Annotated in this window: 21 protein-coding genes; 10 read left to right on the top strand and 11 right to left on the bottom strand. The window is 71.2% G+C overall.

What is annotated here, in order from left to right; translation table 11 throughout:
• The first annotated feature begins 64 nt into the window (after positions 1 to 64).
• Entirely contained in the window at positions 65 to 787 is a 723-nt protein-coding gene (locus AC6JBM_RS45045; protein WP_497979810.1) for a hypothetical protein, read from the top strand.
• Here the strand turns inward: AC6JBM_RS45045 and AC6JBM_RS45040 are convergent.
• Positions 784 to 1,704: an AAA family ATPase gene (locus AC6JBM_RS45040; RefSeq protein WP_497979809.1), complete on the bottom strand. Its 921-nt coding sequence runs from the start codon at positions 1,702 to 1,704 to the stop codon at positions 784 to 786. The two genes, AC6JBM_RS45045 and AC6JBM_RS45040, sit on opposite strands and share 4 nt — an antisense overlap.
• Entirely contained in the window at positions 1,701 to 2,462 is a 762-nt protein-coding gene (locus AC6JBM_RS45035; RefSeq protein WP_497979808.1) for an RNA ligase family protein, read from the bottom strand. Before AC6JBM_RS45035 ends, AC6JBM_RS45040 begins: the two co-directional genes overlap by 4 nt.
• Positions 2,463 to 2,631: 169 nt before the next feature.
• Between AC6JBM_RS45035 and AC6JBM_RS45030 the strand changes: the two genes are divergently transcribed.
• The 3 genes from AC6JBM_RS45030 (at position 2,632) to AC6JBM_RS45020 (ending at position 9,032) form a co-directional block, all read left to right on the top strand.
• On the top strand, positions 2,632 to 4,242 hold the full coding sequence (locus AC6JBM_RS45030) for an alpha/beta hydrolase (RefSeq protein WP_497979807.1): 1,611 nt from the start codon (positions 2,632 to 2,634) through the stop codon (positions 4,240 to 4,242).
• Positions 4,243 to 4,403: 161 nt separating this feature from the next.
• The gene (locus AC6JBM_RS45025; RefSeq protein ID WP_497979806.1) at positions 4,404 to 5,351 is read left to right on the top strand and encodes a hypothetical protein; all 948 of its coding nucleotides are present in this window, start codon (positions 4,404 to 4,406) and stop codon (positions 5,349 to 5,351) included.
• Between the two features lie 132 nt (positions 5,352 to 5,483).
• On the top strand, positions 5,484 to 9,032 hold the full coding sequence (locus AC6JBM_RS45020) for a beta strand repeat-containing protein (protein ID WP_497979805.1): 3,549 nt from the start codon (positions 5,484 to 5,486) through the stop codon (positions 9,030 to 9,032).
• A 48-nt stretch (positions 9,033 to 9,080) separates the two neighbouring features.
• Here AC6JBM_RS45020 and AC6JBM_RS45015 read toward each other — a convergent pair whose 3' ends face one another.
• Both AC6JBM_RS45015 and AC6JBM_RS45010 read right to left on the bottom strand, forming a co-directional pair.
• Entirely contained in the window at positions 9,081 to 10,142 is a 1,062-nt protein-coding gene (locus AC6JBM_RS45015) for an OmpA family protein (protein ID WP_497979804.1), read from the bottom strand.
• On the bottom strand, positions 10,142 to 11,371 hold the full coding sequence (locus AC6JBM_RS45010) for a helix-hairpin-helix domain-containing protein (protein ID WP_497979803.1): 1,230 nt from the start codon (positions 11,369 to 11,371) through the stop codon (positions 10,142 to 10,144). Before AC6JBM_RS45010 ends, AC6JBM_RS45015 begins: the two co-directional genes overlap by 1 nt.
• Before the next feature lie 268 nt (positions 11,372 to 11,639).
• On the opposite strand from AC6JBM_RS45010, the gene AC6JBM_RS45005 reads away from it, so the two are divergent.
• The 3 genes from AC6JBM_RS45005 (at position 11,640) to AC6JBM_RS44995 (ending at position 14,142) form a co-directional block, all read left to right on the top strand.
• Complete coding sequence (locus AC6JBM_RS45005; RefSeq protein WP_497979802.1) at positions 11,640 to 12,752, top strand: MBL fold metallo-hydrolase; 1,113 nt, start codon at positions 11,640 to 11,642, stop codon at positions 12,750 to 12,752.
• Positions 12,753 to 12,883: 131 nt separating this feature from the next.
• Positions 12,884 to 13,951: a LacI family DNA-binding transcriptional regulator gene (locus AC6JBM_RS45000; RefSeq protein WP_497979801.1), complete on the top strand. Its 1,068-nt coding sequence runs from the start codon at positions 12,884 to 12,886 to the stop codon at positions 13,949 to 13,951.
• Positions 13,948 to 14,142 (top strand): hypothetical protein, encoded by a 195-nt coding sequence (locus AC6JBM_RS44995; RefSeq protein WP_497979800.1) that lies wholly within the window; start codon positions 13,948 to 13,950, stop codon positions 14,140 to 14,142. The genes AC6JBM_RS45000 and AC6JBM_RS44995 overlap by 4 nt, the downstream gene beginning before the upstream one ends.
• A 70-nt stretch (positions 14,143 to 14,212) precedes the next feature.
• Here the strand turns inward: AC6JBM_RS44995 and AC6JBM_RS44990 are convergent, their stop codons facing one another.
• The 7 genes from AC6JBM_RS44990 to AC6JBM_RS44960 all read right to left on the bottom strand — a co-directional run bounded on the left by AC6JBM_RS44990 (position 14,213) and on the right by AC6JBM_RS44960 (position 22,896).
• Positions 14,213 to 15,691, bottom strand: a complete 1,479-nt coding sequence (locus AC6JBM_RS44990) for an APC family permease (RefSeq protein ID WP_497979799.1) — start codon at positions 15,689 to 15,691, stop codon at positions 14,213 to 14,215.
• 89 nt (positions 15,692 to 15,780) lie between these two features.
• Positions 15,781 to 16,407 (bottom strand): GOLPH3/VPS74 family protein, encoded by a 627-nt coding sequence (locus tag AC6JBM_RS44985; RefSeq protein ID WP_497979798.1) that lies wholly within the window; start codon positions 16,405 to 16,407, stop codon positions 15,781 to 15,783.
• A 341-nt stretch (positions 16,408 to 16,748) separates the two neighbouring features.
• Entirely contained in the window at positions 16,749 to 17,339 is a 591-nt protein-coding gene (locus tag AC6JBM_RS44980; RefSeq protein WP_497979797.1) for a DsbA family protein, read from the bottom strand.
• Positions 17,340 to 17,373: 34 nt separating this feature from the next.
• Positions 17,374 to 17,796: a hypothetical protein gene (locus AC6JBM_RS44975; RefSeq protein WP_497979796.1), complete on the bottom strand. Its 423-nt coding sequence runs from the start codon at positions 17,794 to 17,796 to the stop codon at positions 17,374 to 17,376.
• 32 nt (positions 17,797 to 17,828) lie between these two features.
• Positions 17,829 to 20,189 (bottom strand): immune inhibitor A domain-containing protein, encoded by a 2,361-nt coding sequence (locus AC6JBM_RS44970; RefSeq protein WP_497979795.1) that lies wholly within the window; start codon positions 20,187 to 20,189, stop codon positions 17,829 to 17,831.
• Between the two features lie 149 nt (positions 20,190 to 20,338).
• Positions 20,339 to 20,995 carry a Crp/Fnr family transcriptional regulator gene (locus AC6JBM_RS44965; RefSeq protein ID WP_497979794.1) on the bottom strand — a complete coding sequence of 219 codons (657 nt, stop codon included), beginning with the start codon at positions 20,993 to 20,995 and terminating at the stop codon, positions 20,339 to 20,341.
• On the bottom strand, positions 20,992 to 22,896 hold the full coding sequence (locus AC6JBM_RS44960) for an adenylate/guanylate cyclase domain-containing protein (RefSeq protein ID WP_497979793.1): 1,905 nt from the start codon (positions 22,894 to 22,896) through the stop codon (positions 20,992 to 20,994). Before AC6JBM_RS44960 ends, AC6JBM_RS44965 begins: the two co-directional genes overlap by 4 nt.
• Positions 22,897 to 23,244: 348 nt before the next feature.
• Here AC6JBM_RS44960 and AC6JBM_RS44955 point away from each other — a divergent pair, with 348 nt between their 5' ends.
• The 3 genes from AC6JBM_RS44955 to AC6JBM_RS44945 all read left to right on the top strand — a co-directional run bounded on the left by AC6JBM_RS44955 (position 23,245) and on the right by AC6JBM_RS44945 (position 25,428).
• Positions 23,245 to 23,946, top strand: coding sequence for a hypothetical protein (locus AC6JBM_RS44955; protein WP_497979792.1), 702 nt, complete (start codon positions 23,245 to 23,247; stop codon positions 23,944 to 23,946).
• Positions 23,947 to 24,271: 325 nt separating this feature from the next.
• Positions 24,272 to 24,946, top strand: coding sequence for a DUF6529 family protein (locus tag AC6JBM_RS44950; RefSeq protein ID WP_497979791.1), 675 nt, complete (start codon positions 24,272 to 24,274; stop codon positions 24,944 to 24,946).
• Between the two features lie 17 nt (positions 24,947 to 24,963).
• Complete coding sequence (locus AC6JBM_RS44945; RefSeq protein ID WP_497979790.1) at positions 24,964 to 25,428, top strand: Rieske (2Fe-2S) protein; 465 nt, start codon at positions 24,964 to 24,966, stop codon at positions 25,426 to 25,428.
• The last annotated feature ends 15 nt before the right edge of the window (positions 25,429 to 25,443 follow it).

Here is a 25,443-nt window from a genome sequence, read left to right as displayed (position 1 = left end):
CCCCGATCGTGCAACCTGTCCGCCCCACACTGTCTCCAGAGCCGCACCAACCCAGGAGGACAGCGTGGAGCAGCACAAACTCACGATCGACATGAACGAGGCCACGATCGACCAGCTGCGCGACCACCACTTCGCGCTCTTCGGGCTCCACGCGATCGCCACCTCGGCGAGCGGCGCTCCGACGATCTGGCTCTCCGCCCACTACCTCGAGCGGCACCTCGAGATCACGTGGAACGAGACGTACTCGATGTACACCACCCGCCAGACCCCGCACGCGCCCAGCACCAAGATCGTCGCCACCCACAACTACCCGGCCCCGCTGGGCAGCGTGCTGACCGTCTCGGGCAACGACGGCGCCGGCATCGTGACCCCGGGCGGGCCGGCCGGGCACATGGAGATCGACAACACGGGACGGATCGAGCTCGGCGCCGGGCTCTGCATCCACGACTCGCACGGGATGTACCAGCCGATGGGCGTCTTCGACCTGATCGACGTGGACCTGTTCCAGCCGATCCCGAAGGTCGCGTTCTTCTTCTCGCCGATCCCGCACATGGCCGGCGAGATCGCGACCCGCTCGCTCGGCCCCGGCGTGCTGCTGGACTACCAGATGTCGAGCAACGGGTCGCTGTCGATCGAGTACGACATCCACGACGGCTGGGCCACGAACAACCGCCCCTACGCGCGCGCGATCGCCGCCAACGAGCCGCTCAACCCGCTCCTGCTGATCCGCTCGTCGGCCCTGCAGGCCCTCGCGATGCAGCGCCAGCGGTCCGCCACCCGCGGCTAGACATTGCTGATCAAGCGGACCGAGTGCGCCTCCGTCGGGTCGGGCGGCTCCCAGCGCCCGGCCATCCGGTCGATCACGGCCGGCGGCACGACCCGGTCCCGCGCCCGGTTGCGCCGGTGCACGACGTCCGGCGGGGCCTCGACGCCGACCACCTCGACCCGCGCGCCGTAGTCCGCGGCCACCCCGATGGCCCGCGACCGCAGCGCGCGGGTCACGTTCGTGGCGTTCCAGACGTACGGGGAGCCGGCGCGCAGGTGCTCCTTCGCGCGCGCGTACGCCGCGGCCACCACCGGCCCCTGGTCCTGCGTGGGGCGCACGCCCAGCTCGTCGCGCAGGTCGTCGAGGCTCACCACGGGCACGCCGGGCCGGTTGGCCGCGACCCAGTGGTCCTTGCCGGAGCCGGGCAGTCCCGACATCACGGTCACGGTGAACTTGGTGTCGTCGAAGGCGGCGTAGTCCGGGTCCCGCCCCGGGGTCCGGAAATACTCGAACCGCGCATGATCGGAAGCAAACCCGCGTTCCGTTGCAAAACACCCCAAGCCGCAGGTGTACTCGCTGAAGAGCGCGACTTCCGCGAGCCGCGTCGGATCCCCCTCCGCCGCGGCCCTCCCCAGCAGCGCCAGTTCGTCGTTGCGGGCCAGCAGGCTCACCCGGTAGGCCGCGCGGTCGAGGTCGGGGTGCTCCAGCGCGTCGAACGGCAGACGGTGGAAACGCACGAGCGCGGCGACGTGCTCCCGCCAGGCGATCGGCGCCCCGAGCTCCCACAGCAGCTTCCGGGTGGCGTGCTCGCCGCGGTGCAGGAGCGCTGCCGCACAGTACAACCGCTGCCGTTGCTCCTCGGGTCCGCGCCGGAACTCCTCGAGGCGCTCGAGCGCCGCGGTGATCGGGGTCGGTTCCAGGCGCTCGAGGAGCTTCATGCCCGGACCCGGTTGGCCACGATCGGGCGGTCCTGCCAGTGGCTGCCCGAGTCGAGGATCGCCGTGTGGAAGCTCGGCCGCACCCACTTGTAGCGGCCCAGCACCGTGTCCGCGTCCTCGAGCTTGAGGTACAGCCCCTCCATCTCCTCGGACATGTCGGTCTCGCGCACGACCTGGTCCGGGTCGGCGCCCCCGGCCACGGCCGCCTCACGCAGCGCGTCCCGCCAGCCACCGGTGCGGCAGGTCGACGGGCCGACGAGCTTGGTCAGCGCCGCGAGATCGGGGAACGTGCCCTCGCCCAGCACCGGCACCGAGGCGATGCCGAGCCCGTCGAGCAGTTCCCGCCGGCGGTTCGTGGACAGAAACGTTTCGGATTGACGGTCGTAGACGTCGAACTCGCAGAAGTGATGCGGCAGCGCGTCATAGAAGACGGTGTGCTTCGCATAGAGCCACTCTCCGTACAGGATGAAACGCTCCCGCAACACGGGCCACAGTCCGTATTGCGCGCCCGCCGCCCACGCCTTGAACGGGGCGAACTGCCTCTCGCGCGGTCCGCCCGACAGATAGTGGCCGCGCGACTGCAGCCGCAGCGCGCCGTCGGCATCGAAGCTGATCGCGGCGTTGGCCCCGTCGAGCTTCTCCTCCACCACCAGCGCCCGCCCGGCCAGCTCGGCGAACGGCACCTGGGCGAGGTCGTGGTCCCCGGGCTGCAGCCGCGAGCCCTGCAGGTGCGGCGTCCGAGGGTACTTGCGCAGCATCACACCGTTGTACCGGAGCCCGCCGGTTGCCCGACATCGGTTTTCGTCGGGTGTTGGAAAGGGTGTTGCCGCTTCCGCGCGGCGGGCCGGGCCGAAAGCATCGGCGTGACATTGTTTGACCCGAATCAGCTGGCCACTGCACAGATTTGGGCAGATTGGGAGGGTTGTCTTGACGAAAAGAACCGTGAAGGGGCTGGTCCTCTTCACCGCCGCGGGCCTGCTCGCGGCCGTCGCCCCGGCCTCGGGCGCCCTGGCGGCACCGGGTTCGCCGAGCGCCGAGGGTTACTCGGCCTCGATCCCGTGGGGCCAGTGCGCGAGCGCCGGCATGCAGCGCCGCGGGGCCGAATGCGGCCTGCTCGACGTGCCCCTCGACTACAGCAAGCCCAACGGCAAGAAGATCCAGATCGCCGTCTCGCGCATCAAGCACAAGGTCGCGGACAAGGACTACCAGGGCGTCATGCTGGTCAACCCGGGCGGCCCCGGCGGGTCCGGGCTGACGCTGTCGGTGCTGGGCGAGTACGTCCCCAACGGCGCCGGCGAGGCCTACGACTGGATCGGCTTCGACCCGCGCGGCGTCGGCTCGAGCGTTCCCGCGCTGCACTGCGACGACGACTACTTCGCCGGTCCCCGCCCCGAGTACATCCCGTGGAACAAGAACCTCGAGAACCTCTGGCTGGACAAGTCCAAGGGCTACGCCAAGGCGTGCGGCAAGGCCGGCGGTGAGCTGCTCAACCACATGAGCACCGTCGACTCGGTCAACGACATGGAGTCGATCCGCAAGGCGCTCGGCGCGCAGCAGATCAACTACTACGGCTTCTCGTACGGCACCTACCTCGGCCAGGTCTACGGCACGCTGCACCCGGACAAGGTCCGCCGCATGGTGCTCGACGGCAACGTCGACGTGCGCAAGGTGTGGTACCAGGCCAACCTGGACCAGGACTCCGCCTTCCAGCGCAACGTCGAGATCTGGTTCGGCTGGCTGGCCAAGTACGACAGCGTGTACCACCTCGGCAAGACCGAAAAGCAGGTCGAGCTGCGCTGGTACGCCGAGCAGCAGAAGCTGCGGTCGGCCCCGGCCGGCGGCGTGGTGGGCGCGAGCGAGTGGACGGACATCTTCCTCTACGCCGGCTACTACCAGTCGACGTGGCTGGAGCTGGCCGACGCCTTCGCCGGCTGGGCCAACGACCACAACACCGAGGTCATCGTCGACGCGTACGACAACTACATCGCGCCCGGCGACGACAACGGCTTCGCGGTCTACAACGCGGTGCAGTGCACCGACGTGCAGTGGCCGCAGAGCTGGAACCAGTGGCAGCGCGACAACTGGCTGACGTTCCTCAAGGCGCCGTTCATGACCTGGTCGAACACCTGGTTCAACGCGCCGTGCCTCTACTGGCCGGCCAAGGCCCAGAAGCCGGTCAAGGTCGACGGCTCCAAGGTCAAGAGCGTCCTGTTCGTCGGCACCACCCTCGACGCGGCCACCCCGTTCGAGGGCAGCCTGGAGGCGCGGCGTCGCTTCCCGCACAGCGCCCTGCTGGCCGAGGTCGGTCAGACCACGCACGCCAACTCGCTCAACGGCAACGCGTGCATCGACGACACGATCGCGGACTACCTCTCCACCGGCAAGCTGCCGCAGCGCAAGTCGGGCGACCGCGCCGACAAGAACTGCGACTCCCTGCCGCAGCCGGACCCGACCGCGGCCGCCGCGGCGTCGGTCCAGACGCTGCGGGCGGACAACAGCGCCGTCGCTCGTGAACCGCTCTACCCCGTGCACCACTGAGCACCTCAAGAATGCAGTGAGGGGCGCGGCCATTGTGGCCGCGCCCCTCACCATTTTCGGCGCCGAGTGACCGAAGGCTGACTCTCCCGTGAACCGCACGCCTGCGGTGGCTACCTTGTGCGCCGCCGCACAGCGGTCCACCACCTACGGGAGAGGGCTCAGTGTCTGAGAAAACTGGCAACGCCGTCGAGGGACGTACGCAGTTCGTGCACAGAGGAAGCCGGACCGGCCGGGTCGCGGCCGCACTCGCGAGTGGAGCCGCCGCCGTCGCGCTCCTGCCCGCGCCCGCGGCCCAGGCCATGACGCCGGGCGGGATCATCAACGGCGGGCGCCTTTGCGCGGCGGGCCGGCAGGTGACCGGCGGCGGCGCGTCCGTGGTCGGCGAGGGCAGCGCCGACTTCGGCACGCGCATCGAGGGATCCGAGGTCCGGGCCCACTTCGACCACACCGCGAACGCGGTGGCCCGCCTGTGGGCGACCACCATCCGCAACACCGACGGCGCCTCGCACCAGATCGCGCTGTTCAGCGTCTGCGTCGACGGCCTCACCGGCTACCAGGTCGCCTCGAAGGACGTCACCGTGGCCGCGGGCGCGTTCGTGCGCGACGTCGCCGCGTGCCCGGCCGGAACGGTGGCGCTCGGAGGCGGGGCCAGCGACACCCCGTACAGCTCCAACCAGCCGGCCTCGACCGACCGCATCGTCCAGGAGTCCGCGCCCGGCACGGCCGGCAGCCAGTCGCTGTGGCTGACCGCCCTGCGCAACAACGACACGGTCTCCCACACGATCAGGCTGTTCGCCGTCTGCGCCGACGCTCCGGCCGGCTACCAGGTCGTGCACAAGGACGTCACCCTGGCCGCCGGCGGGTTCGTGCGCGACACCGCACCGTGCCCGGCGGGCTCGGTGGTGCTCGGCGGGGGTGCGGCGGTCGTCGGCTCGGGCAGCGCCGACTTCCGGACCCGCGTCCAGGAGTCGGCGCCCGGCGCGGCCGACGGCCGGTCGGTGTGGCTGACCGCCCTGCGCAACGGCGGCACCGCCACCCGCACCGTCAGCCTGTACGCCGTCTGCGCCGGCCCGCTCGCCGCATACGAGATCGCACGCTCGGACGTGTAGTCAGCACGATAAGTGAGGTTATAACCACTCTAAGTAATATCGGCCCCTATACTCGCGAACGGCGACTTCGCCGGATTTGTCGTTCGTGTGGGCGCGGGGGAGCCCGCCCACCATGGTGAAGGTGGTGGTGGGATGGTTCTCGCGCAGCGTTTGCGAGCGCGGTTGCAGCGGTCGGCCGCGGTGCTCGCCAGCGGGGTGCTGGCCGGGGGCGGGGCGTGCCTGATGTCGGCGGCCCCGGCCTCTGCGACGTCGTCGCCGTGCTCGGACGGGTCGACACCCGCCTCGCTGAGCACCGTGACGTGCACGACGGCCGGCACGTTCACCCTGGGCGTGCCGGCCGGCACCACGTCGGTCGACGTCGACGTGATCGGGGCCGGCGGGGGCGCCGGCTACCCGGCCCGCTCGCACATCGGGGGCAACGGCGCCGAGGTCGCCGGCACCACTGCGCTGCCGCTGGGAACGACCTACCTGTACGTGATCGTCGGGACGGCCGGGACCGGCGACAACCACGGCACGAGCAGCGGGGGCGGCGGCTCCGGCCTGTTCGCCCTCGACGCCGGGCACAACCTGCTGACCAAGCTGGCCATCGCGGGCGGCGGGGGCGGCGGCGCCTACAACGGCGACGGCGGCAATGCCGGCTCCGCCGGCACCAGCGACAACGCCCAGGCCACCTCCGGACCCGGGGCGGCCGGCAACGGCGGCACCGGCGGAAGCGGCGGCACCGGCAACTACGCCGCCGGCACGTCCGGCGGCAACGACAACGCCGCCGCCCTGACCATCGCGACGGGCGGTTCGGGCGGCCTGCTGCCCAGCAGCGCTCGCGGTGGTGGCGGCGGCGGGGGCTACGGCGGAGGCGGCGGCGGGGGCGCGAGCACCAACGGCATCCTCAACACCAACGTCGCCGGCGGGGGTGGCGGCTCCTCGCTGGCGTGGCCGGGCAACCTCGGCCCGTCGACGATCAGCGTCAAGAGCGGCACCGGCGGCGTCCAGCTGCCCGGCCTGGTCGCGGGCGACGGCGCGACCGGCTCGGTCACGCTGACGTTCAACGGCCCCGCGGTGCCGACCGCGCCCACGGCCGTCTCGGCGCAGCCGGGCAACACCCAGGCGGTCGTGTCGTTCACCGCCCCGGCCAGCGACAACGGCTCGCCGATCACCGGCTACACCGTCACGTCCAGCCCCGGCGGCATCACCGCCGCGTGCCCGGCCAGTCCCTGCACCGTCACCGGCCTGAACAACGGCACCGCCTACACGTTCACCGTCCACGCCACCAACGCCAACGGCGACTCGGTGGAGTCCGCCGCCTCCGCGCCGGTGACCCCGGCGCTGCCGCCCGGCGCCCCGACCGGGGCCTCGGCGACCGCCGGAGCCGGGCAGGCCATCGTGTCCTTCACCGCGCCGGGCGGCGACGGCGGCTCGCCGATCACCGGCTACACCGTCACGTCCAGCCCCGGCGGCATCACCGCCACGTGCCCGGCCAGCCCCTGCACCGTCACCGGCCTGACCAACGGCACCGCCTACACGTTCGCCGTCCACGCCACCAACGCCGCCGGCGACTCGCCCGAATCCACGGCGTCGGCCGCCGTGACCCCGATCGACGTGCCGCAGGCGCCCACCGTGACGGCCACGCCCGGCGACGGCCAGGTGTCCGTCTCGTTCGCCGCCCCGCCGGACGAGGGGTCACCGATCACCGCCTACCAGATCTCCACCGACGGCGGCACGACGTGGGCGCCGCTGTCCACCACCGCGTCGAACGGCGTGCTCACCGGCACCGTCACCGGGCTGGCCAACGGCACCGCATACTCCGTCACCGTCCGGGCGGTCAACGGCCAGGGCCCCGGCGCCGGGTCCACCGCGCAGTCCGTGACGCCGGCCAGGGTGCCGGGGGCGCCCGGCACCGTCGCGGCCACCCGCGGCAACGCCTCCGCCTCGGTCACGTTCACCGCCCCCGCCGACAACGGCGGCGCATCCGTCACCTCCTACACCGTGACCGCCACGCCCGGCGGGCTCACCGCGACCTGCCCGTCGTCGCCGTGCTCGATCACCGGCCTGACCAACGGCACCGCGTACACGTTCACCGTCCACGCCACCAACACCTCCGGCGACTCCGCCGAGTCCACCGCCTCGTCGCCGGTCACGCCGGCCACGGTCGCCGGTGCGCCGACGGCGGTCAGTGCCGCCCGCGGCGACGGCTCGGCCACCCTCACCTTCACCGCCCCCGCCGACACCGGCGGCGATGCGATCACGGGGTACGAGTACAGCACCGACGGCGGCACCACCTGGAACGCGCTGAGCACGACCGGCACAGCGCCCCTGCACGCGAGCATCACCGGCCTCACCAACGGCACCGCGTACTCCGTGCAGATCCACGCACTCAACGGCATCGGCGCCGGCACGGCCTCCGCGGCCGTCAGCGTGACCCCCTCCACCGTCCCGGCCGCTCCCACCGGCCCCTCGGCCACGGGCGGCGCCGGCCAGGCGACGGTGTCCTTCACCGCCCCGGCGTCCACGGGCGGCGCGGCGATCACCTCGTACACCGTCACCTCGGCCCCGGGCGGGGTGACCGCCACCTGCGCCTCGTCCCCGTGCACGATCACCGGGCTCACCAACGGCACGACCTACACCTTCACCGTCCACGCCACCAATGCCGCCGGCGACTCTCCCGAGTCCGCCGCCACCGCCGCCGTGACCCCGGCGGGGCCGCCGGGCGCGCCGAGCGCCGTCACCGCGGTGCCCGCGGCGACCTCGATGACCGTGAGCTTCACCGTGCCGGACAACGGCGGCTCCACGGTCACCGGCTACGAGATCTCCATCGACGGCGGCACGACGTGGACGGCCTTCGCGCCGACCGGGTCCCCGCTCACCGGAACCGTCACCGGCCTAACCCCGGGCACCACCTACCAGGTCACGGTGCGCGCCACGAACGCCCTGGGCACCGGAGCGGCCGCGGCCGCCACGACCACGACGACGCTTCCGGCACCGGTGAGCGCGCCCACCGCGACCGCGGGCACCGCCTCGGCCACCGTCAGCTGGGCCCCGTCCGCGACGACCACGGTGACCGGGTACACGGTCTACGCGAACCCCGGCCCCGCCACCTGCACCACGACCGCCCGCACCGCGACGTCCTGCGTCATCGGCGCCACCGCGGGCGTGTCCTACACCTACACCGTGGTCGCGCACACCGCCGGCGGCGACTCGGCCGCCTCCCCGGCGTCGGGCGCCGTCACCGCGGCCCAGCCCGACGTCCCGGCGAGCGTGCCGCTCAGCGCGCCGACGACCCTCACCACCACCGAGGGCGTCCTGTCCAAGGTCGAGCCCGCGCAGCGGATCACCGTCGTCGGCACGGGCTTCGCCCCGTACTCCACCGCGTCGATCATCCTCTACAGCACGCCCGTCGTGCTCGGTACCGTCACGACCGACGCCGCCGGCGCCTTCAGCCAGCCCATCACGATCCCGGCCGGCGTCGGCCTCGGCGCGCACGACGTCGTCGCCGCCGGCGTCGACCCGACCGGCACGATCCACCAGATCCGCATGGCCGTCACGGTCCAGGCCGCGAGCACGACCGGCGGCGGCACGCTTCCCGTCACCGGTCCGCAGGCGCTCATCCTGGCCGTCTGGGCCGGCATCATCACCGCGCTCGGCGCGGCCCTGCTGGCGTACGGCCGCTCCCGGCCCATCGCCTGACCGTCCACAAAGGAGGGGGCGCGGCCGTTACCGGCCGCGCCCCCTTCGTCATGGCTGCACGATGAACTCGACCCGCCGGTTCACGGCGTTGGCCGCCGCGTCGCTGCCCTGCACCTTCGGCCGGCTCTCGCCGAAGCCCTTGGAGCTCAGGCGGTCCGTGGAGATGCCCAGCGAGACGAGGGTGTCCAGCACGGTGCGGGCCCGGTTCTCGCTCAGCACCTGGTTGTTCGCCGCGGTGCCGGTGAGGTCCGTGTGGCCCTCGATGCTGACCTTCACGTCCGGGTTCGCCTTGAGGATCGAGGCCGCGTTCTCCACCACGGCCCGGCCCTGCGCGGTCAGCGTGGCGCTGTTGTTCTCGAACTCGACCGTCGGCAGCGCGATGAGCTGCTTCTGCACCTGCTCGGGCGCGGCCGCCTGGCCGACCACGAGCTCGTTGCGGACCGTCCCGGACTTGGCCGCCGCCTTGGCCGCGGCCTCGGCCTTGTCCTTGGCGTCCGGCGACGCGACGGTACCGGTCAGGGTCACGACATGCTCGGTGAGGTCGACGACCCCGGCCTTCGCGTCCTTGCCCAGCGCCGCCGCGACCGCGCTCAGCCCGGCCAGGTCGGTATCGTCGGCGGCCCGCGCCGCGTCGACGGTCAGCTCGTCCTGCACGTTCTCGGCGCCGAACGCCTGCTTGGCCGCGTCCGCGATCTTCGCGCGGTCGGCCTCGGCCGGCACGGTGCCGGTGAGCGTGATCTTGCCGTTGTCGACCAGCAGCTTCACCGACACTGACTGCTGTTGCTGGACGGCGGGGGTTTCCACCTTCGGCGGCGCCTGTACGTCCACCACGCGCACGCCCTCGACGCCGAGCGTGACCTGGCGCGCCTTGTCCTTCTCGTCCGCCGAGCCGACCTTCACGGTGCCGTCGCGACCGACGAACCGCACGTCGGCGTCGATGCCCGCGTTGGTGAGCGCGACCTTGGTGCGATCGGTGAGGTTGTCCTCGACCGAGTGCCGATGCGGTACCTCGAACGCGATCACCAGCGCCGCCAGCCCCACGACGGCGACGCCGAGCGGGATCAGGGGGTTCCGCTTGCGGATCTCCCAGCTGGTCGTCGACGTCGCCATCAGGCGCGCCCGGTGTCGCGGCCGGCGACCAGGCGCCGGGTCAGGTCGGCGAAGCCCTCCTCGTCCCCGTCGGCGAGGTGCCGCGCCTGCCGGGACCAGGTGACGATGCTCGGGGCGAAGCGCAGGCCGGCCGCCTCGATCGCCGCGCGGAGCGTGTCGACGTCGGCGTCGGCCAGCTGCTGGTACGTCTTGATGCCCGACGCGATCAACGCCGCCGACATCTTCGGCCCGATACCCTCGATGCGCTTGAGATTGTCGGGCTTGACGTCCTCGGCCGCGACGACCGGCTCGGGCTCTTCCACGACCGGCTCCGGCTCCGGCTCCGGCTCGACCACGACCGGCTCCGGCTCCGGCTCCGGCTCCGGCTCGACCACGACCGGCTCCGGCTCCGGCTCGACCGCGACAGGCTCGGGCTCGGCCACGACCGGCTCGGGGTCCGGCTCGACCGCGACCACGACCGGCTCAGGCTCAGAATCCAGCTCCGGCTCGACGTCGGCGAGCGGCGCGGACTCGGCAGCCGCCTTGGCCGCCACCTCACGGCCCGCGATGAGCCGGTCGGTCAGCTCCTTGAAGCCGGCCTCGTCCCCGTCGGCAAGTAGCCGCGCCTGCCGCGACCACGTCCCGAGGCTGGGCGCGAACCGAAGATTCGCCCGCTCGAGCGCAAGCTCCACAGTGGACCGCTCGGCGTCGGCCAGCTGCGCGTAGGTGGTGATGCCCGCCGCGCGAAGCGCCGCCGCGATCTTCGGCCCGATGCCCTCGATCCGCTCGAGCTCGTCCTGCGCCGGCTCCTCGACCGGCTCGGCCGCGAACGCCGACTCGACCTCGGCCACGAGAGCAGCGTCGACGGGCTCAGCGTCCGACTGGTCCTCGGCGACGGGCTCCGCGACGGGCTCGTCTTCAACGACGGCAACCGGCTCGGCGACGGGCTCGTCCTCGACCGCCGGCTCTTCTTCAACAACGGCGACGGGCTCTGCTTCGACAACGGCAACGGGTTCGGGCGCGGGAGCCGGCTCCGCGATAGGTTCGGGATCGGCGACCGCCGCCGCGATGGGTGCCGCCGAAGCAGGAGCCGCGACCGGCGCGACCGGCGGAACTGTGGTGGACTCGGTGGCGGATTCGGACGACCGGACCCGGCGCAGGCGCAGGCCCCACCAGAGGTAGCCGACCAGCAGACCGAGCAGGAACGCGAGCAGGATCAACAGGAGTGACTGGTTGGTGTACCAGACCACGACAGGCCTCCGGGAGAAAGTGACCTACGCGATGCATGCGCGTGAAGAGGGAGTTCGCGGGCAGCCTTGCACACCTGGATGTCCGGCAACAGGGCCCCGCTCCAGGCGTACACCTGCTCGTTATCCCGGCCCAAACCCCTGCTGATCGACGTTTCCGCAGATCGGAGCCCTTCGAAGGGGCTCTGCCGGTGTTCGGCCGACCGGAGGGCCGAGAGAAAATCGAAACGGACGGGTGCTGAACCTCACCACAACTGGAGGCGACGGAGCAATGGGCAAGACGACTCGGGTGCTCGCGTGGGCCGCGGTGGCGGCCGCCGCCGGTGGCGTCGCATGGGCGCTGCGTGACCTTCCGGCGCAGCTGGGGGCGGTCCCGGCGGGGGCGCGGGCGGAGCGCATGCGGCGCTCGCCGCAGTTCGGCGACGGCAAGTTCGAGAACTCGGTGCCGGCCGAGATCCTGCCACCGCACGCGATGCGGGACGCGTTCGTCGAGTTGCTGGTGGGCAAGCAGCGCCGCAAGCCGCTCGGCGTGATCCCGGTGACGCGCCCGCAGCTCGGCGGCCGGCTCGACCCGGACGGGCTGCACGTGACCTGGCTGGGCCACTCGACCGCGCTGGTGGAGATCGAGGGCGTGCGGGTGCTGTTCGACCCGGTGTGGAGCGACCGCTGCTCGCCGACGTCGTTCGCGGGCCCGAAGCGCCTGCACCCGATGCCGCTGCCGCTGGAGGAGCTGCCCCGCATCGACGCCGTGGTCATCTCCCACGATCACTACGACCACCTCGACCTCGCCTCGATCCGGGCGCTGCAGCGCACCCAGCAGGCGCCGTTTCTGGTGCCGCTCGGCGTCGGCGCCCACCTCGAGCGCTGGGGCGTGCCGTCGGACCGGGTGATCGAGCTGGACTGGGACGAGCAGCACGAGGTCCGCGGGATCACGCTCACCGCCACGGCGGCCCGGCACTTCTCCGGCCGCCGGTTCACCCGCGACGGCACCCTGTGGGCGTCGTGGGTGGTGAAGGGCGCCCGCCGGAGCCTGTTCTACACGGGCGACTCGGGCTACTTCGAGGGGTACAAGCAGATCGGGGAGCAGCACGGGCCGTTCGACGCGTCGCTGATCCAGGTGGGCGCGTACAACGACGCCTGGCCGGACATCCACATGAAGCCCGAGGACGGGGCGAGCGCGCACCTCGACGTGCAGGCGCGGGTGCTCATCCCGCTGCACTGGTGCACGTTCAACCTGGCGCTGCACGCGTGGTCGGAGCCGGTCGAGCGGCTGATCGAGGAGGCCCGGGCCCGGGACATCGAGCTCGTGGTGCCGCAGCCGGGTGACCGGGTGAACATCGACGCGTTGCCGGCTCTTGAACCCTGGTGGCGCGCCATTGCGTAAGGGTTAAAAGAGCAGCTCAGGACACGTGTTGCGGCCCACATGCCAGGACCCGACAAAACCCTGGCAGGGCCGCGCACGCCGACGTACTGTATCGATATAGAAGGACTGGATCGATACAGAAAGGGGGAAGCATGCCGGCCACGCTGCAGACCATCGCCGACGAGCTGGGCGTGTCGCGGAGCACCGTCTCCAACGCGTACAGCCGCCCGGATCAGCTCTCCCCCGAACTGCGGTCCCGAATCCTCGCGGCGGCGGAGCGGCTGGGCTACTCGGGCCCCAACCCGACGGCCCGCTCGCTGCGCCGTGGCAAGGTCAACGCGATCGGCGTCCTGCTCACCGACAACCTGTCGATGGCGTTCACCGACCCCTACGCGGTGGCCTACCTGCGCGGGCTGGCGGAGGCGGCTTCGGCCCGGGAGACCTCGCTGCTGCTGCTCAACCTGCCCAAGGACGAGGAGGCCGGCCGGCGGGTGGTCGGCAACGCCGCGGTCGACGCCTTCTGCCTCTACTGCGTGCCCGACTGGCACGGCGCGCTGGACCTGATCCGCGCCCGGGGCGTGCCGATCGTGATCGGCGAGGACCCGGACGCGTTCGGCCCCGACGCCGGCTACGTCGGCATCGACGAGCGGGCGGCCGCGCGCCGGCTGGGCGAGCACATCGCCCGGCTCGGCCACCGCCAGATCGCGATCGTCGCGCACTGGATCGTCGACGGGGGCGTGACCGGGCCGGTCGACGCCGACCCGGACGCGCTGCGCTACTACGTCACCGGGCAGCGGGTGCGGGGCTTCCGCGACGCGCTCGTGGCGGCCGGCGTGCCCTGGGACCGGGTGCTGCTCATCAACGCGGCGAACAACGCCCGCGACGAGGGCGGGGCGGCCGCGGCGCACGCGCTGGACCGGCTCGACCGGGCCACGGCGATCCTGACCACCTCCGACGTCCTCGCGCTCGGCGTGCTCGACGCGCTGCGCGCCCGGGGCCTGCGCCCCGGCCGGGACGTGTCGGTCACCGGCTTCGACGACATCGACGAGGCCGAGCCGGCCGGACTCACCACCATCCGCCAGCCCAGCGTCGAGCGCGGGCGGCTCGCGGGCGAGATCCTGCTCGACCCGCCCGAGGACCCGGCGCGGCGTCGCCTGACGCTGCCCGTATCGCTGGTGGTCAGGGCGACCACCGGCCCGAACACCAAGGAGCTCGCATGACCCCGATCGCCATGATCGTCTCGCTCGAGGCCGTCCGCCTGGAGGCACACTCGGCGATGCCGAACGCCCCGGTCGTCGACGACCGCCGGCCCGAGTCGGCCACGTTCAAGAAGGTGCGCGGCTTCGCCGCCCGCCAGCTGCGCGCGGCCGCCGACCGAGTCGAGCCCACGCCGGCGCTCACCTATGGGTAACACCCCGCGGTAGGCGTATGGAGAAGACAGTGGGGAGGCCGGCCACCGCCGGCCTCCCCACTGTGTGGTTTCAGCGAACCTCGACCGACTCCGCGGACTCGAGGCGGGCGGTGTTGGCCCGGGCGCCGAGGCCGATCGCGTCGTAGTCCTGCCGGTTGAGCCCGCGCAGGATGAGCGCCCAGACGATGCCGATGACCGCGGCGACGCCGTAGGCCGTCGGGAACGCCCACACGGCCGGGTTGGGGTCGTCCGGGGCGATGCCGAGCAGCAGGCCGAAGTTGTCGAACACCTGCCACATGACGTAGGCGAGGGCGATCGTCGACAGGACCGGCGCGATGAGCCGCGACCAGGCGCTCTCGCCGCGGCCGTCCCGCACGAAGTAGAAGATCACCGAGATGGACGTGGCCGCGACGAGCAGCAGCACGCCGACGCCGCCCGAGGTGCCCAGCCAGAAGAACAGGTTCACCAGCGGGTCCCAGCCGGCCACCGCGAACACGACGATGGTGGCGGCCGCGATGATCGTCTGGAACAGCGAGCCGGCCATCGGGGCGCCCGAGCGGGCCCGGGTGCGGCCGAAGAACGACGGGAGCACCCGCTCACGGCCCAGCGCGAAGGCGTACCGCGCCGTCGTGTTGTGGTAGCTCAGCGCCGCCGCCGCGATGCTCGTGATGAGCAGGACCGTGCCGACATCGCCGGCCCAGCTTCCGCCCTTCTCGATCAGGGTCGGGAAGAAGGGGCCGCCGGTCGCGAGCGTGTCCTGCGCCTTGGCCACGGTCTGGTCCACGCCCATGCTGGCCGACGCGGCCCAGCTCGTGAGCGAGTACGACAGGAACATGACCCCGAGGCCCAGGAAGGTCGCCAGGGCCACCGTCCGGTTCTTGCTGCGGGCCTCCTCGGCGAAGACCGGGGCGGCCTCGAAGCCGACGAACGCCGTGGTCGCGACCGCGAACGCCGGGCCGGCACCGTCCTTCAGCGCGCTCCAGGTCCACGGCTCGACGCTCAGCGAACCGCCGGCCGGGTGGCTGAAGAAGATCACGTCGAAGATCGTCACGACGATCAGCTCGGCGCCGAGCAGGATCATGAGGACCTTGCTGTTGACGTCGACGCGCAGCAGGCCGAGGACCGCGATGAACAGCCACAGCACCAGCGCGAGGATCCACCAGTCGACGTTCAGGTTCGCCTTCTCGGCGAGGAACTGCGACAGGAAGGCGCCGAACGCGCCGTACAGCCCCACCTGCAGCAGGTTGTAGGCGAGCAGGGCCACCATGGCCCCGCCGACGCCCAGCGGCCGGCCCAGCCCCTGCGCGATGTAGGAGTAGAAGGCGCCCGCGTTCGTGATGTGCCGCGACATCGCGACGTAGCCGAAGCTGAACACGGCCAGGATCGCGGCGATGATCAGGAACGCCAGCGGGAAGCCGGTCGTGCCGACCACGCCCCAGCCGGTCGAGACGAGCGCGCCCACGACCATCAGCGGCGCTGCCGCGGTCAGGGCGAACATGATGACGGAAGGCACACCCAGCCGGTCGCGGGCCAGTGCCTGGGATACCACGCTCGGTCGCGTCGGCGACGTTGCGGACATCGGTCCTCCAGGGGGATTTTTGAGGGGGGAAGGGGAGAGGGAAGTCCGAGGCCGCGCCGTCACCCGCGTTGCGACATCACCGCGTCGCCGATCGCCGACTCGACCTGCAGGATCAGGTCGCGCAGCGGCGGCGGCAGGGAGCTGATCGCGTGTTGAAGCCTTCTGCCGCCCGAGGGGTCGCGGTCCCAGAGGATGTGACCGGTCAGCCCGGTCGCCTCCGCCAGTCCCGCCAGGGTCGTGTCCGCGACCCGCATGGGCTCGAATCCGGTGAGCAGGCGGCGCAGGCGCACCACCCGCCCGGCCGGCAGGTTGATGTCCGTGGGCAGCCACCGGGTCTCCGACCGCAGGAGGCGCCGCACGAGAGTCTTCTCGACCAGGCCGACGCGGGCCAGCCGCGTGCCGACCTCCTCGACCGCCGAGAACCCGAAGAACTGCAGCCAGGTGCGCACCTCGCGGTGCTGCACCTCGGCGACCATCGTGGCCAGGTTGGTGTGCGCGAGCGGGTCGGCGGGCGGCTCGCTGCTGAGCACGCGCAGCCGCGGCCCCTCGACCGTGATCCGCTGTTCCAGCACGAGCTCGCCGAGCATGGCGCCGGCCAGCCCGAGCTCCACCGCGCGCGCGGACAGCCGAGGCTTGCCGTCGCGGTCGTCGTGCGCAATCAGAAAGAAGTCATCGGCCAGCAGCATCGGACTGCGTCCCCGTCACCCAATCGTCGGCCTCGAGTTCCCCCAAAACCCGAGATCAGGACAGTTAGGGCCCGAAAGACCGTGCGACCCGAAGCGAAAGCATGCCCTCTGCATTGACCGACCGCAACTATCCAGGCGCAAAATCGGATTAACGCTGACCACCAATGTCGAATTGACGGATGTTGCCCACGTAATATTTCACTCTCGGTGATGTCCGGAATTCCCGAGTTCATCGCCGCCGATTACACAGCGAATTGCCGCGCCATTGCGGAAGCACGGGTGATCGGCGGACGACCAACTCACCGTCCGCCGAATTGCTGCGCTGCGTGACCAGGGGCGGACTACAGTGTGTGACCGCCCCGATGCGGTGCCGAAGTGGTCGCCTCGGCCGCCCGGTCGACCGCCTCGAGCAGGTCGTCCAGGGAGTATCCACCGTCGTGCCGGACGCCGTTGACGAAGAACGTGGGAGTGCCGCCGACCCCGCTGCGCACGCCGCCGACCAGGTCGCGGCGGACCCGGTCCAGGTAGAGGTGGGCGCCGACCTCGTCGCCCACCTCGGCCGAGGGCAGGCCGAGGCGCTCGACGCCGACCATGAGCCGGCGCGGGTTGATGCCGGACTGGTTGGCGAAGAGCCAGTCGCGCATCGGCCAGAAGGCGCCGCGCACCGCCGCGGCCTCGGCCACCTCGGCGGCGAGGTCCGCATAGGGGTGCACGTTGGTCAGCGGGAAGTGCCGGAAGGTGTACCGCACGGTCTCCCGCCGGAGCCGCAGAAGGTCCTGCAGGATCGTGTGGGCCATGGCGCAGTACGGGCACTGGAAGTCCCCGTACTCGACCATGGACACGGGGGCGCCCGCCGGACCGGAGGTGTGGTCATCGGGGCCCACGGGGATCGTCAGCCGGGGGGTCGTGACCTGGAAGGGCGTGGTGGTCATTCTTCAACGGTTCGCCAGCCTCGGCCCCGGCACGTCACCCCGCGGGCGCGACGCTGGAGACGAGCAGCGGGCTGCCGGTGCACCCGGTCTCGCGGTTCGGGTCGGGCACGCCGGTCGCCGTGACCTGCTGGCCGTCGCGCAGCTGGGCGGCCGCGGGGCCGATGAGCACCCAGTTCAGCTGGTCGGTGATCAGCTCGACGCACGTACCGCTGACACGTATTTTGCCCTTGGCCACGACCTGCTGGAAGTCATCGGTCATCGGCTCGGACTTCGTGTTCTTGGGCAGCTTCGGCGGAAGGCTGATCGAGGGCTCCGCGCTCGGAGGCGTCGAGGCGGTCTGTCCGGGCGCGGCGCTCGGGGGCGGTGCGGCGGTCTGTCCGGATTCGTCGGTCTTGGCCGCGCAGCCGGAGAGGACCAGAACGGCCAGAAGGAGGCCCAAACGAGCTTTCATGCCCACTTGGACCTCCTCCTGGTTCAAACGGTTCCCGCTCAGCCGGTGACGAGCACCGCCATCGACGTGCCGTTCTCGAGCAGCGCGAAGATCTTCACGCCGTTCTTCGGAACCTTCACGCCGTAGTACGTGCTGGTCGCCGGGTCCTCACGGTAGTAGCTCTTGCTGTCGTCGAACAGCGGGTTGCCCCACTGCCCGCCCAGCCGGCTCGGCGCGTTGGTCGCGCCCGAGTGCAGGGTGAACGAGTCCGTCTTCGCGAACGAGAACGGCGCGTCGAAGCCCTGGACCCGCGGCCGCCACGGCGTGCCGTCGGCCTTGAGCATCAGGTCGGGGTGCGAGTCGATCGGCAGGATCAGGCCCTCACCGTGGTGCTGGCTGGTGTTGTTGTCGCGGTACGAGGTGTCCCAGTACGTGACCAGCAGGCCGGTCTCGTACGGGAAGTGCTCGACCATCTGCGGCTTGTCCGCGAAGCCGAAGTTGTACGGGCCGGTCTTCATGTACTTGTCGTACGACTCGTACGTGCGGTGCGAGGCGATGTAGAAGTTGTCGTACTCCGTCGTCAGCGACGCGCCCACCGCCGTGAAGCCCACCGCGGTCCAGCCGTTGAGCCCGTTCTCCGCGCCGTCGGCGAACACCGTGGTGGCGCCGTTGGTGATGCGGATGTCGTCGGCGAAGAAGCCCAGGCCGCCCGCCGCCGGGTCGGTCAGGTACCGGAAGCGCAGGCCGACCGTCTTGCCCGCGAACGCGGACAGGTCGAACGTCGCCGGCACCCAGCCGTTGCTGGTGTCGTCGATGCCGTTGCCCTCGTCGGCGACCGTGATGTTGCCCGGGATCGCCTTGAAGCCGGTGCCGTCGTTGACCTCGACGTACGCGTAGTCACACGCGTCGGAGCCGCACTGCTCGATGTCCCAGCTGGCCTGGAACGTCAGCGTCGTGGTGCCCGCCGGGATCGAGACGTTGCGGGTCAGCGTGTTGTCGAGCATGTTGCCCGCGCCGCTCCACCACGACTTGGTGCCCTCCGGCGGGGTCGCCAGCGGCGTGGTGACCTTCTTCTTCGGCAGGTTGACGACGACCGCCTGCGGCTTCTTGCTGTTGTACTCGTGCGGGCCGAGGTCGACCAGCTTCGTCTTGCCGGCGTTCACCGTGGTGTAGTCCAGCCAGCCGAGCTGCAGCTTGTCCCAGGCGCCGAGGTCGGCGGCGCGGGCCGCGATCCCGTTGTCGCTGGGCAGGCTGACCCGGCTCTGCGCCATGATGGTCCACCAGCTCACCGGGTTCTCGGCGTTGCCGCCCGCGCCCGAGGTGTCGTAGTGGTCCGGCAGGCCGAGGTCGTGGCCGTACTCGTGCGCGAACACGCTCAGGCCGCCGTTCTCCGGCTGCATCGTGTAGTCGCTGACCCACAGACCGGTGGTGCCGATCTGGTAGCCGCCGCGCATGTTGCCCGCCGGGCCCTGGTCGGAGCGCAGGTTCGCCTGGGAGCGGTGGCTCCAGATCGCGTCCTCGCCCTGGATCAGGTCACCGTCGGCCTGGTCGCCGCCGGCGTGCACGATCTGGAAGTGGTCGATGTACCCGTCCGGCTCGTTGAAGTCGCCGTCGTGGTCGTAGTCGTTACGGTCCCACTGGTCGTAGGAGGCCAGCGTCGCCTTGATGTCCGCGTCGGACTTGCCCTGGGCGTGCTGCGAGTCGACCCACGCCGCGATCGCGTCCTGGATCAGGGCGTAGCTGTTGCTGCAGACGTTCGCCGTGCACGGGTAGCCGTTGCTGCGGCCGTAGCGGGCCTCGTTGTACGGCACCTTCACCCAGTCGGTGACCATGCCGTCGACGCTGTACCGGCCGGAGGACTGCTTCTCGTAGTACGTCTTGAGCGACTCCGCCCCGGTGCCGGTGGCGAAGTACATGTTCTCGAAGTACTGCTTGTTGAAGTCCTGCTTCCAGATCGTCGAGTTGTCCTTGGCGCGGTCCGGCTGCGGGATCTGGTTGTGCAGCGGGCCGTCGAACTTCGCCGGGCCGGGGATGGACGGGTTGGTGTCCTGGTCCGGGTAGTTCGGGTGACGCTGGTCGCCGAACTCGGCCAGGATCACGAAGATCTTGTCGGTCCGCTCGCGGCTCAGCTCGACGTATTTGTCGACGTGACCCTTGCTGCGGTCGGCCTTGCCGATCTTCACGACCGTGCTCGCGCCGCGCTTCTCCGGCTGGGCCTCGCCCTTCAGCACCTGCGAGAGGGCGACCTCACGAGCAGCGCGCTGCTTCTGCTCGTCCGCCGAAATCAGCTCGTCGGAGGGCGACGATGCGTCGACGGACGGCGACTGCGCCGGCACGGCATGGGCCGCACCCCCGCCGACAAACACCCCCATCCCCGACGCGAGCGTGAGACTGAGCAGTCCCACGGTCAACTTACGCACAGGTACCTCCCTGGTGGGGCTTCAGCACCGAGGCCCTGCGTCGATGCCTCGATGCACCTGACGCGGAAGACTAGGGTCTGTTCAGCCCCAATGAAGATCAACAGTGCGGTATGCGCATAGTTGCAAGGGTCAAATCGAGGGTGACGGGATTATCGAGCCCGATCTCTGAGTGCATCGAGATCATGGACGATCACGTGGAGTCTTCCCGTCTGGATCAAGCCCTCTTCACGCAGCGTGCGCAGGGCCTTCGTGACCGCCTCGCGCGAGGAGCCGGTCCAGCCCGCGAGCTCGTCCTGCGACAGCGGCAGGCTGATGCGCAGCCCCTCCGGCGTCGGCTCGCCGAAGCGCTCGGCCAGTTCGACCAGCCGCGCCGCGACCCGGCCGGTGGTGTCGTAGGCGCCGAACTCGATGCGCTTGCGGTCGGCGTCGCGCAGCCGGCGGGTCAGCTCGCGCATGAGCAGGAACGAGACGCGGGCGTGGCCGAGCAGGTACCGCTCGAAGTCCGGCGACGGCACCGACAGCGCGCTCACCGGCTCCAGCGCGGTCACGGTCGCCGACAGCGGCCCGCCGTCGATCGCCGACAGCTCCCCGAGCAGCGCCCCCGGCCCCCGCACCGCCAGCACCACCTCGGTGCCCGACGCCGTGTCGGAGGAGACCTTGACGCGGCCCGAGCGCAGGATGACCACCGCCTCGGAGCGGCTGGCCTCGCGGAAGATCACCGCCCCGCGCCGCCACTGCCGGCGGTGCCCGGCGGCCTCCAGCGCGGCCTGCTCGTCGGCGTACAGCAGATCGAAGAACTCCGTCACGCCAAAGCCTCCACCACGTAGGCCCGGACTGTCTGCCGGCGACCCTTCACTTCCAGCTCCCCGAGCGGCGTGGCGGTGGCCCGCCCGGCGATCGCGTCGTACGTCACCCCGCCGATCACCACCTGCCCCGGCTCGGCGACCGTCTGCAGCCGCGCGGCCACGTTCACCGCGTCGCCCATCGCGTTGAAGCCCCGCAGCAGCTCGCTGCCGATGTTGCCGACCAGCGCCGGCCCGGTGTTGGCCCCGACGCGGAACCGCGGCCAGTCGGGGTGCCCCTCGGCGATCCCGCGCACCGCCTCCTGCATCTGCAGCGCCGCCCGCACCGCCCGCGCCTCGTGGTCCTCCTGGCGCGCGGGCGCGTTGAACAGGGCGAGCAGCGCGTCGCCGACGAACTGCACGATCGTCCCGCCGTTGTCGAGAATGCAGGGAACGGCGACGCCGTGGTACCGGTTGAGCATCTCCACGATGTCGCCCGGCTCCACCGCCTCGGAGAACGTGGTGAACCCGCGCAGGTCCGCGAACAGCGCCGTCACGTCGACCAGCCGCCCGCCGAGCGCCGCCTGGTCCGGGTCCGCGAGCAGCGCCGCGGCCACGTCCGGGGACATGTACTGGCGGAACAGGGTCGACAGCTCGCCGTAGAGCCGCGCGTTCTCCAGCCCGATCGAGAGCTGATTGGCGAGCGTCTGGCGCAGCTCGGGCCGCGTCTCGGCCGGAATCGTGACCGCGCCGGCCTTGATGTTCTTGACCGTCAGGGGCAACGAGTCCGGGCGCTCCTCGATCTCGCCGTCAGAGACAAGGGCGATTTCGACGGTACCGAATGAGCCCCGCACGGCCTCGAGCGCGCTGCGCAGGAACTCGTCCTCGCCGGCCCCGACCCGCGCCCGCTCGCCCACCGCGACCAGCGCGCCGAGCCGCTCCGACAGGTCCCGCTCCGCCACGAGGGCCGCGGCCGCCCGGTCCAGCACCGCCGCCTGCTTCTCGGTCAGCCCGAACCGCTCGGCCATCCGGACCGCCAGCCGCTCGGGCGCCGCCCCCTGCTCGGACTGCTGCAGCGCGGCCACCAGCTCCTCGAGCGCGGCCTCGTACTGCGCCTTGATCCGCCGGTTCGTCGCGGCCATCGCGATCCCGTCGAAGAGCCCGGAGGCGCTGCCCTCGCGGCGGTACTGCACGTAGGCGCTGTACGCCACGAACAGGAACGCGGCCGTCAGCATGAGGTGCCACTCCCACCAGGAGAGCCGCCACTTGTCCGCCAGCGTCACGTTCACCATCGCCTCGGCCAGCAACGCGAACGCGGTCACGACCGAGATCAGGACCGCACCGGGACTGCGCCGGTACAGCACGAAGAAGCGAACCGCCGCCGCCACGTACAACGCGACGGCCACCCACGACACCCAGACCAGCGGCCCCTCGACGTCGCGGATCTGATCCTGCCGCGACAACGGCGGCAGGTCCGACAACGACCACACGATCCACACGAACAGCAGCAGCCCGAGCGCGCCCCGCAGCCCGCTCTGCCACCCGGTGATGCGAGCCGGAAGCCGCAGCGACGAGGCCACCGCGAGCCCCGACCCGACGATCAGCCCGACCGCCATCGACTGGTCGAAGCCGGCGTTGGGGTGCCCGATGAGCACGCCCGGCGTGGCGAGCGCGTGCGCGAACAGGAACCCCGCCGCGGCGAGGAACACCAGCGACACCAGAAACAGACGCCCGTCGGCCCGCCGCTTGGCCGCGACGCTCATCGCGACGCCGACGATCACGTTGACGGCCGCGACCACCAGGACGAGCCAGAAGTGCGTCTGGTGATGCTGCCAGACGAGATCGGCTCCCGGCCGGCTGAGCAGGAACCAGAGCCCCACGAGCGGCAACGCGAGATGCGCCGCCCAAACAATGACGCGTGGCATCGTGCCCCTCCCTTTGCGCCGCCGTTCTTGCACTTGCTCTCGGCCGTGCACTTGCTCTCGGCCGTGCGCTTGCTCCCGCCGTGCACCTGCTCTCGGCCGTGCACTTGCTCTCGGCCGTGCACCTGCTCTCGGCCGTGCGCTTGCTCCCGCCGTGCACCTGCTCTCGGCCGTGCGCTTGCTCTCGGCCGTCGGCCCTGCTCAATCGACCGCGATAAGGGTCGCACCTCCACCCGGTTCCGGACCGTCTCGTTACGGACATTCAAGGCACCGGCTTCTGCGTCTTAAGACGCAGACACTCCCCCGCAACCTCGGTCTCATGGAGACGAAGTCAACCTGTGGGAGTTACCGATGAACATCAAGGCACCGCTCATCACCCTGGGCGCAGGCCTGGCCGTGGCCGGCGTGCTGTACGGCATGAACGTCAGCGTCACCAACAACGCCGCACCTGCCGCATTGCCCCCTCCCTCGGCGGGTCCCTCTTCCAGTCCCCCGGCCGGTCCCTCGTCTGGTCCGTCGTCTGGTCCCTCGTCCAGTCCCTCGGCTCCGCCGGGCGACGGCACCGGCAACGCGGCGAAGCAGGGCACCATCACCTACGCCGGCGCGGTGGACGGCGGCGCCGCCTCCTTGGGCGTGGTCGTGAACAACGGCAAGGCCATCGCGTACGTCTGCGACGGCCGATCCGCCGAGTCCTGGCTGGACGGCGAGATGTCCAACGGCGAGGCGCAACTGAACAGCGCCAAGGCGACGGGCACCCTGACCGCGACTTACACGGCGGCCCAGATGAAGGGCACGGTGACGGCCGGCACGAAGACGTGGACCTTCACCATCAAGGCCGTAGCGCCCCCGTCGGGCCTCTACCGCTCCCAGTCGAGCCTCCGCAAGAAGCTGGACGCGAGCTGGATCGTCCTGCCGGACGGCAAACAGGTAGGCGTGGAAAACAACAACGGCGTCCTACAGCCGGCACCTCCATTCGACGTGACGACCAGATCGGCATCGGTGGACGGCACCACCGTGACCATCGAACCAACCACCCCCGCGACCGGATACTGACCCAGGAGCCCGAGCGATGACCGCCCCGACCAACGAAGGCGCCCCGGAGCCCAGGCCCAGTTCCCGCCCGGACGCAACGCCGATCAAGCGCCTGGAGTTCCCCCCGATCCCCGCCCCGTCTCCACTACCTCCCTCCGGCACGACCCCCTTCGCGCTACAACCCCAGGCGTACACGGTCGACCCGCTGTACCCGGACGCAGTCACTCCTTCGCTCGCTCTTCCAACACCTCAGCCCCCGGCGCCTCCCATTCCTCCCGCTCCTCCCACAGCGCCTCCCACTCTTTCCGCTCCTCCCACGGCGCCCGCATTCGCCGCCCCGACCTCGATGCCGATCACCGCCCCGACGTCGGCGCCGACCATCGGCACTACACCGATCGCTGCCACGGCCCACGCTGCTCCGGCCATCGCCTCAGCCCCGGCCGCCGCGATCCCGGCCGCCTCGATCCCGTCGGTCGCCCCCACGACCCCGAAGACCGCAGCGACCCTGATCGTCCCGTTCCTGGTCGCCTGCCTAGTCGCCGCCGGCCTAGGCGTCTACGGCAAGCTCCACGAACCGACGGGCGTCGCCGTGAACCTCGCCGGCTTCTCCAGCCCCGCAACGGTCAAGGTCTGGCTGGCCACCCTCGCCTTCGTCCTGGCCCTCTTCCAGCTGTTCACCGCCCTCGTCATGTACGGCAAGCTCTCGGTCTTCAAGGACGCCCCCTGGCTCGGCCCCGCCCACCGCTGGTCCGGCCGCCTGGCCTTCATCACCTCCATTCCCGTGGCCCTGCACTGCCTCTACGCACTCGGCTTCGACGACTACGACACCCGAGTCCTGCTGCACTCCCTCCTCGGCTGCTTCTTCTACGGCACCTTCGCGGCCAAAATGCTGATCCTCGCCAAGAAGGGCGTCCCCAACTGGGCGCTGCCGCTGTTCGGCGGCCTGGTCTTCACCGCGTTGTCCGGCCTGTTCGTCACCTCCGCCCTGTGGTTCTTCACCACGTTCGGCGTCAAGCTCTGAGAGGGGCTCGAAGAACCATGTGCACTCCCACCCGACGTACCCTGCTGGCCGGGGCCACCGCGGCCGGCCTGGCGACGGCCCTCTCCGGCTGCGCCGCGTACGGCCTCGACAGCGCCAACCCGGCCGCCCCCGAGGACAACGCCGCCGGCACCGGCGACCAGAGCGGTGCCGGCCCGAACGGTGCCGCCGCCAACGCCGCGAGCTTCGCCAAGACGAGCGACATCCCAGTCGGCGGGGGCAAGATCTTCGCCGACCAGAAGATCGTCGTCACCCAGCCCACGGCCGGCACCTTCCGCTGCTTCACCGCGGTCTGCACCCATGCCGGCTGCGTCGTGGGTGACGTATCCGAGGGCACCATCAACTGCCCCTGCCACGGCAGCCGCTTCAAGGTCGCCGACGGCTCGGTGGCCGCCGGCCCCGCCAAGAAGGCGCTCGGCGCGATCGCCATCAAGGTGACCGGCGACGCCATCTCCAAAGCCTGACTCCCACAGGGTCGA

This window comes from Dactylosporangium thailandense (assembly GCF_059739745.1).
Note: the sequence above shows the minus strand (reverse complement) of the source record. Positions and strands in the feature narration are given on the sequence as shown.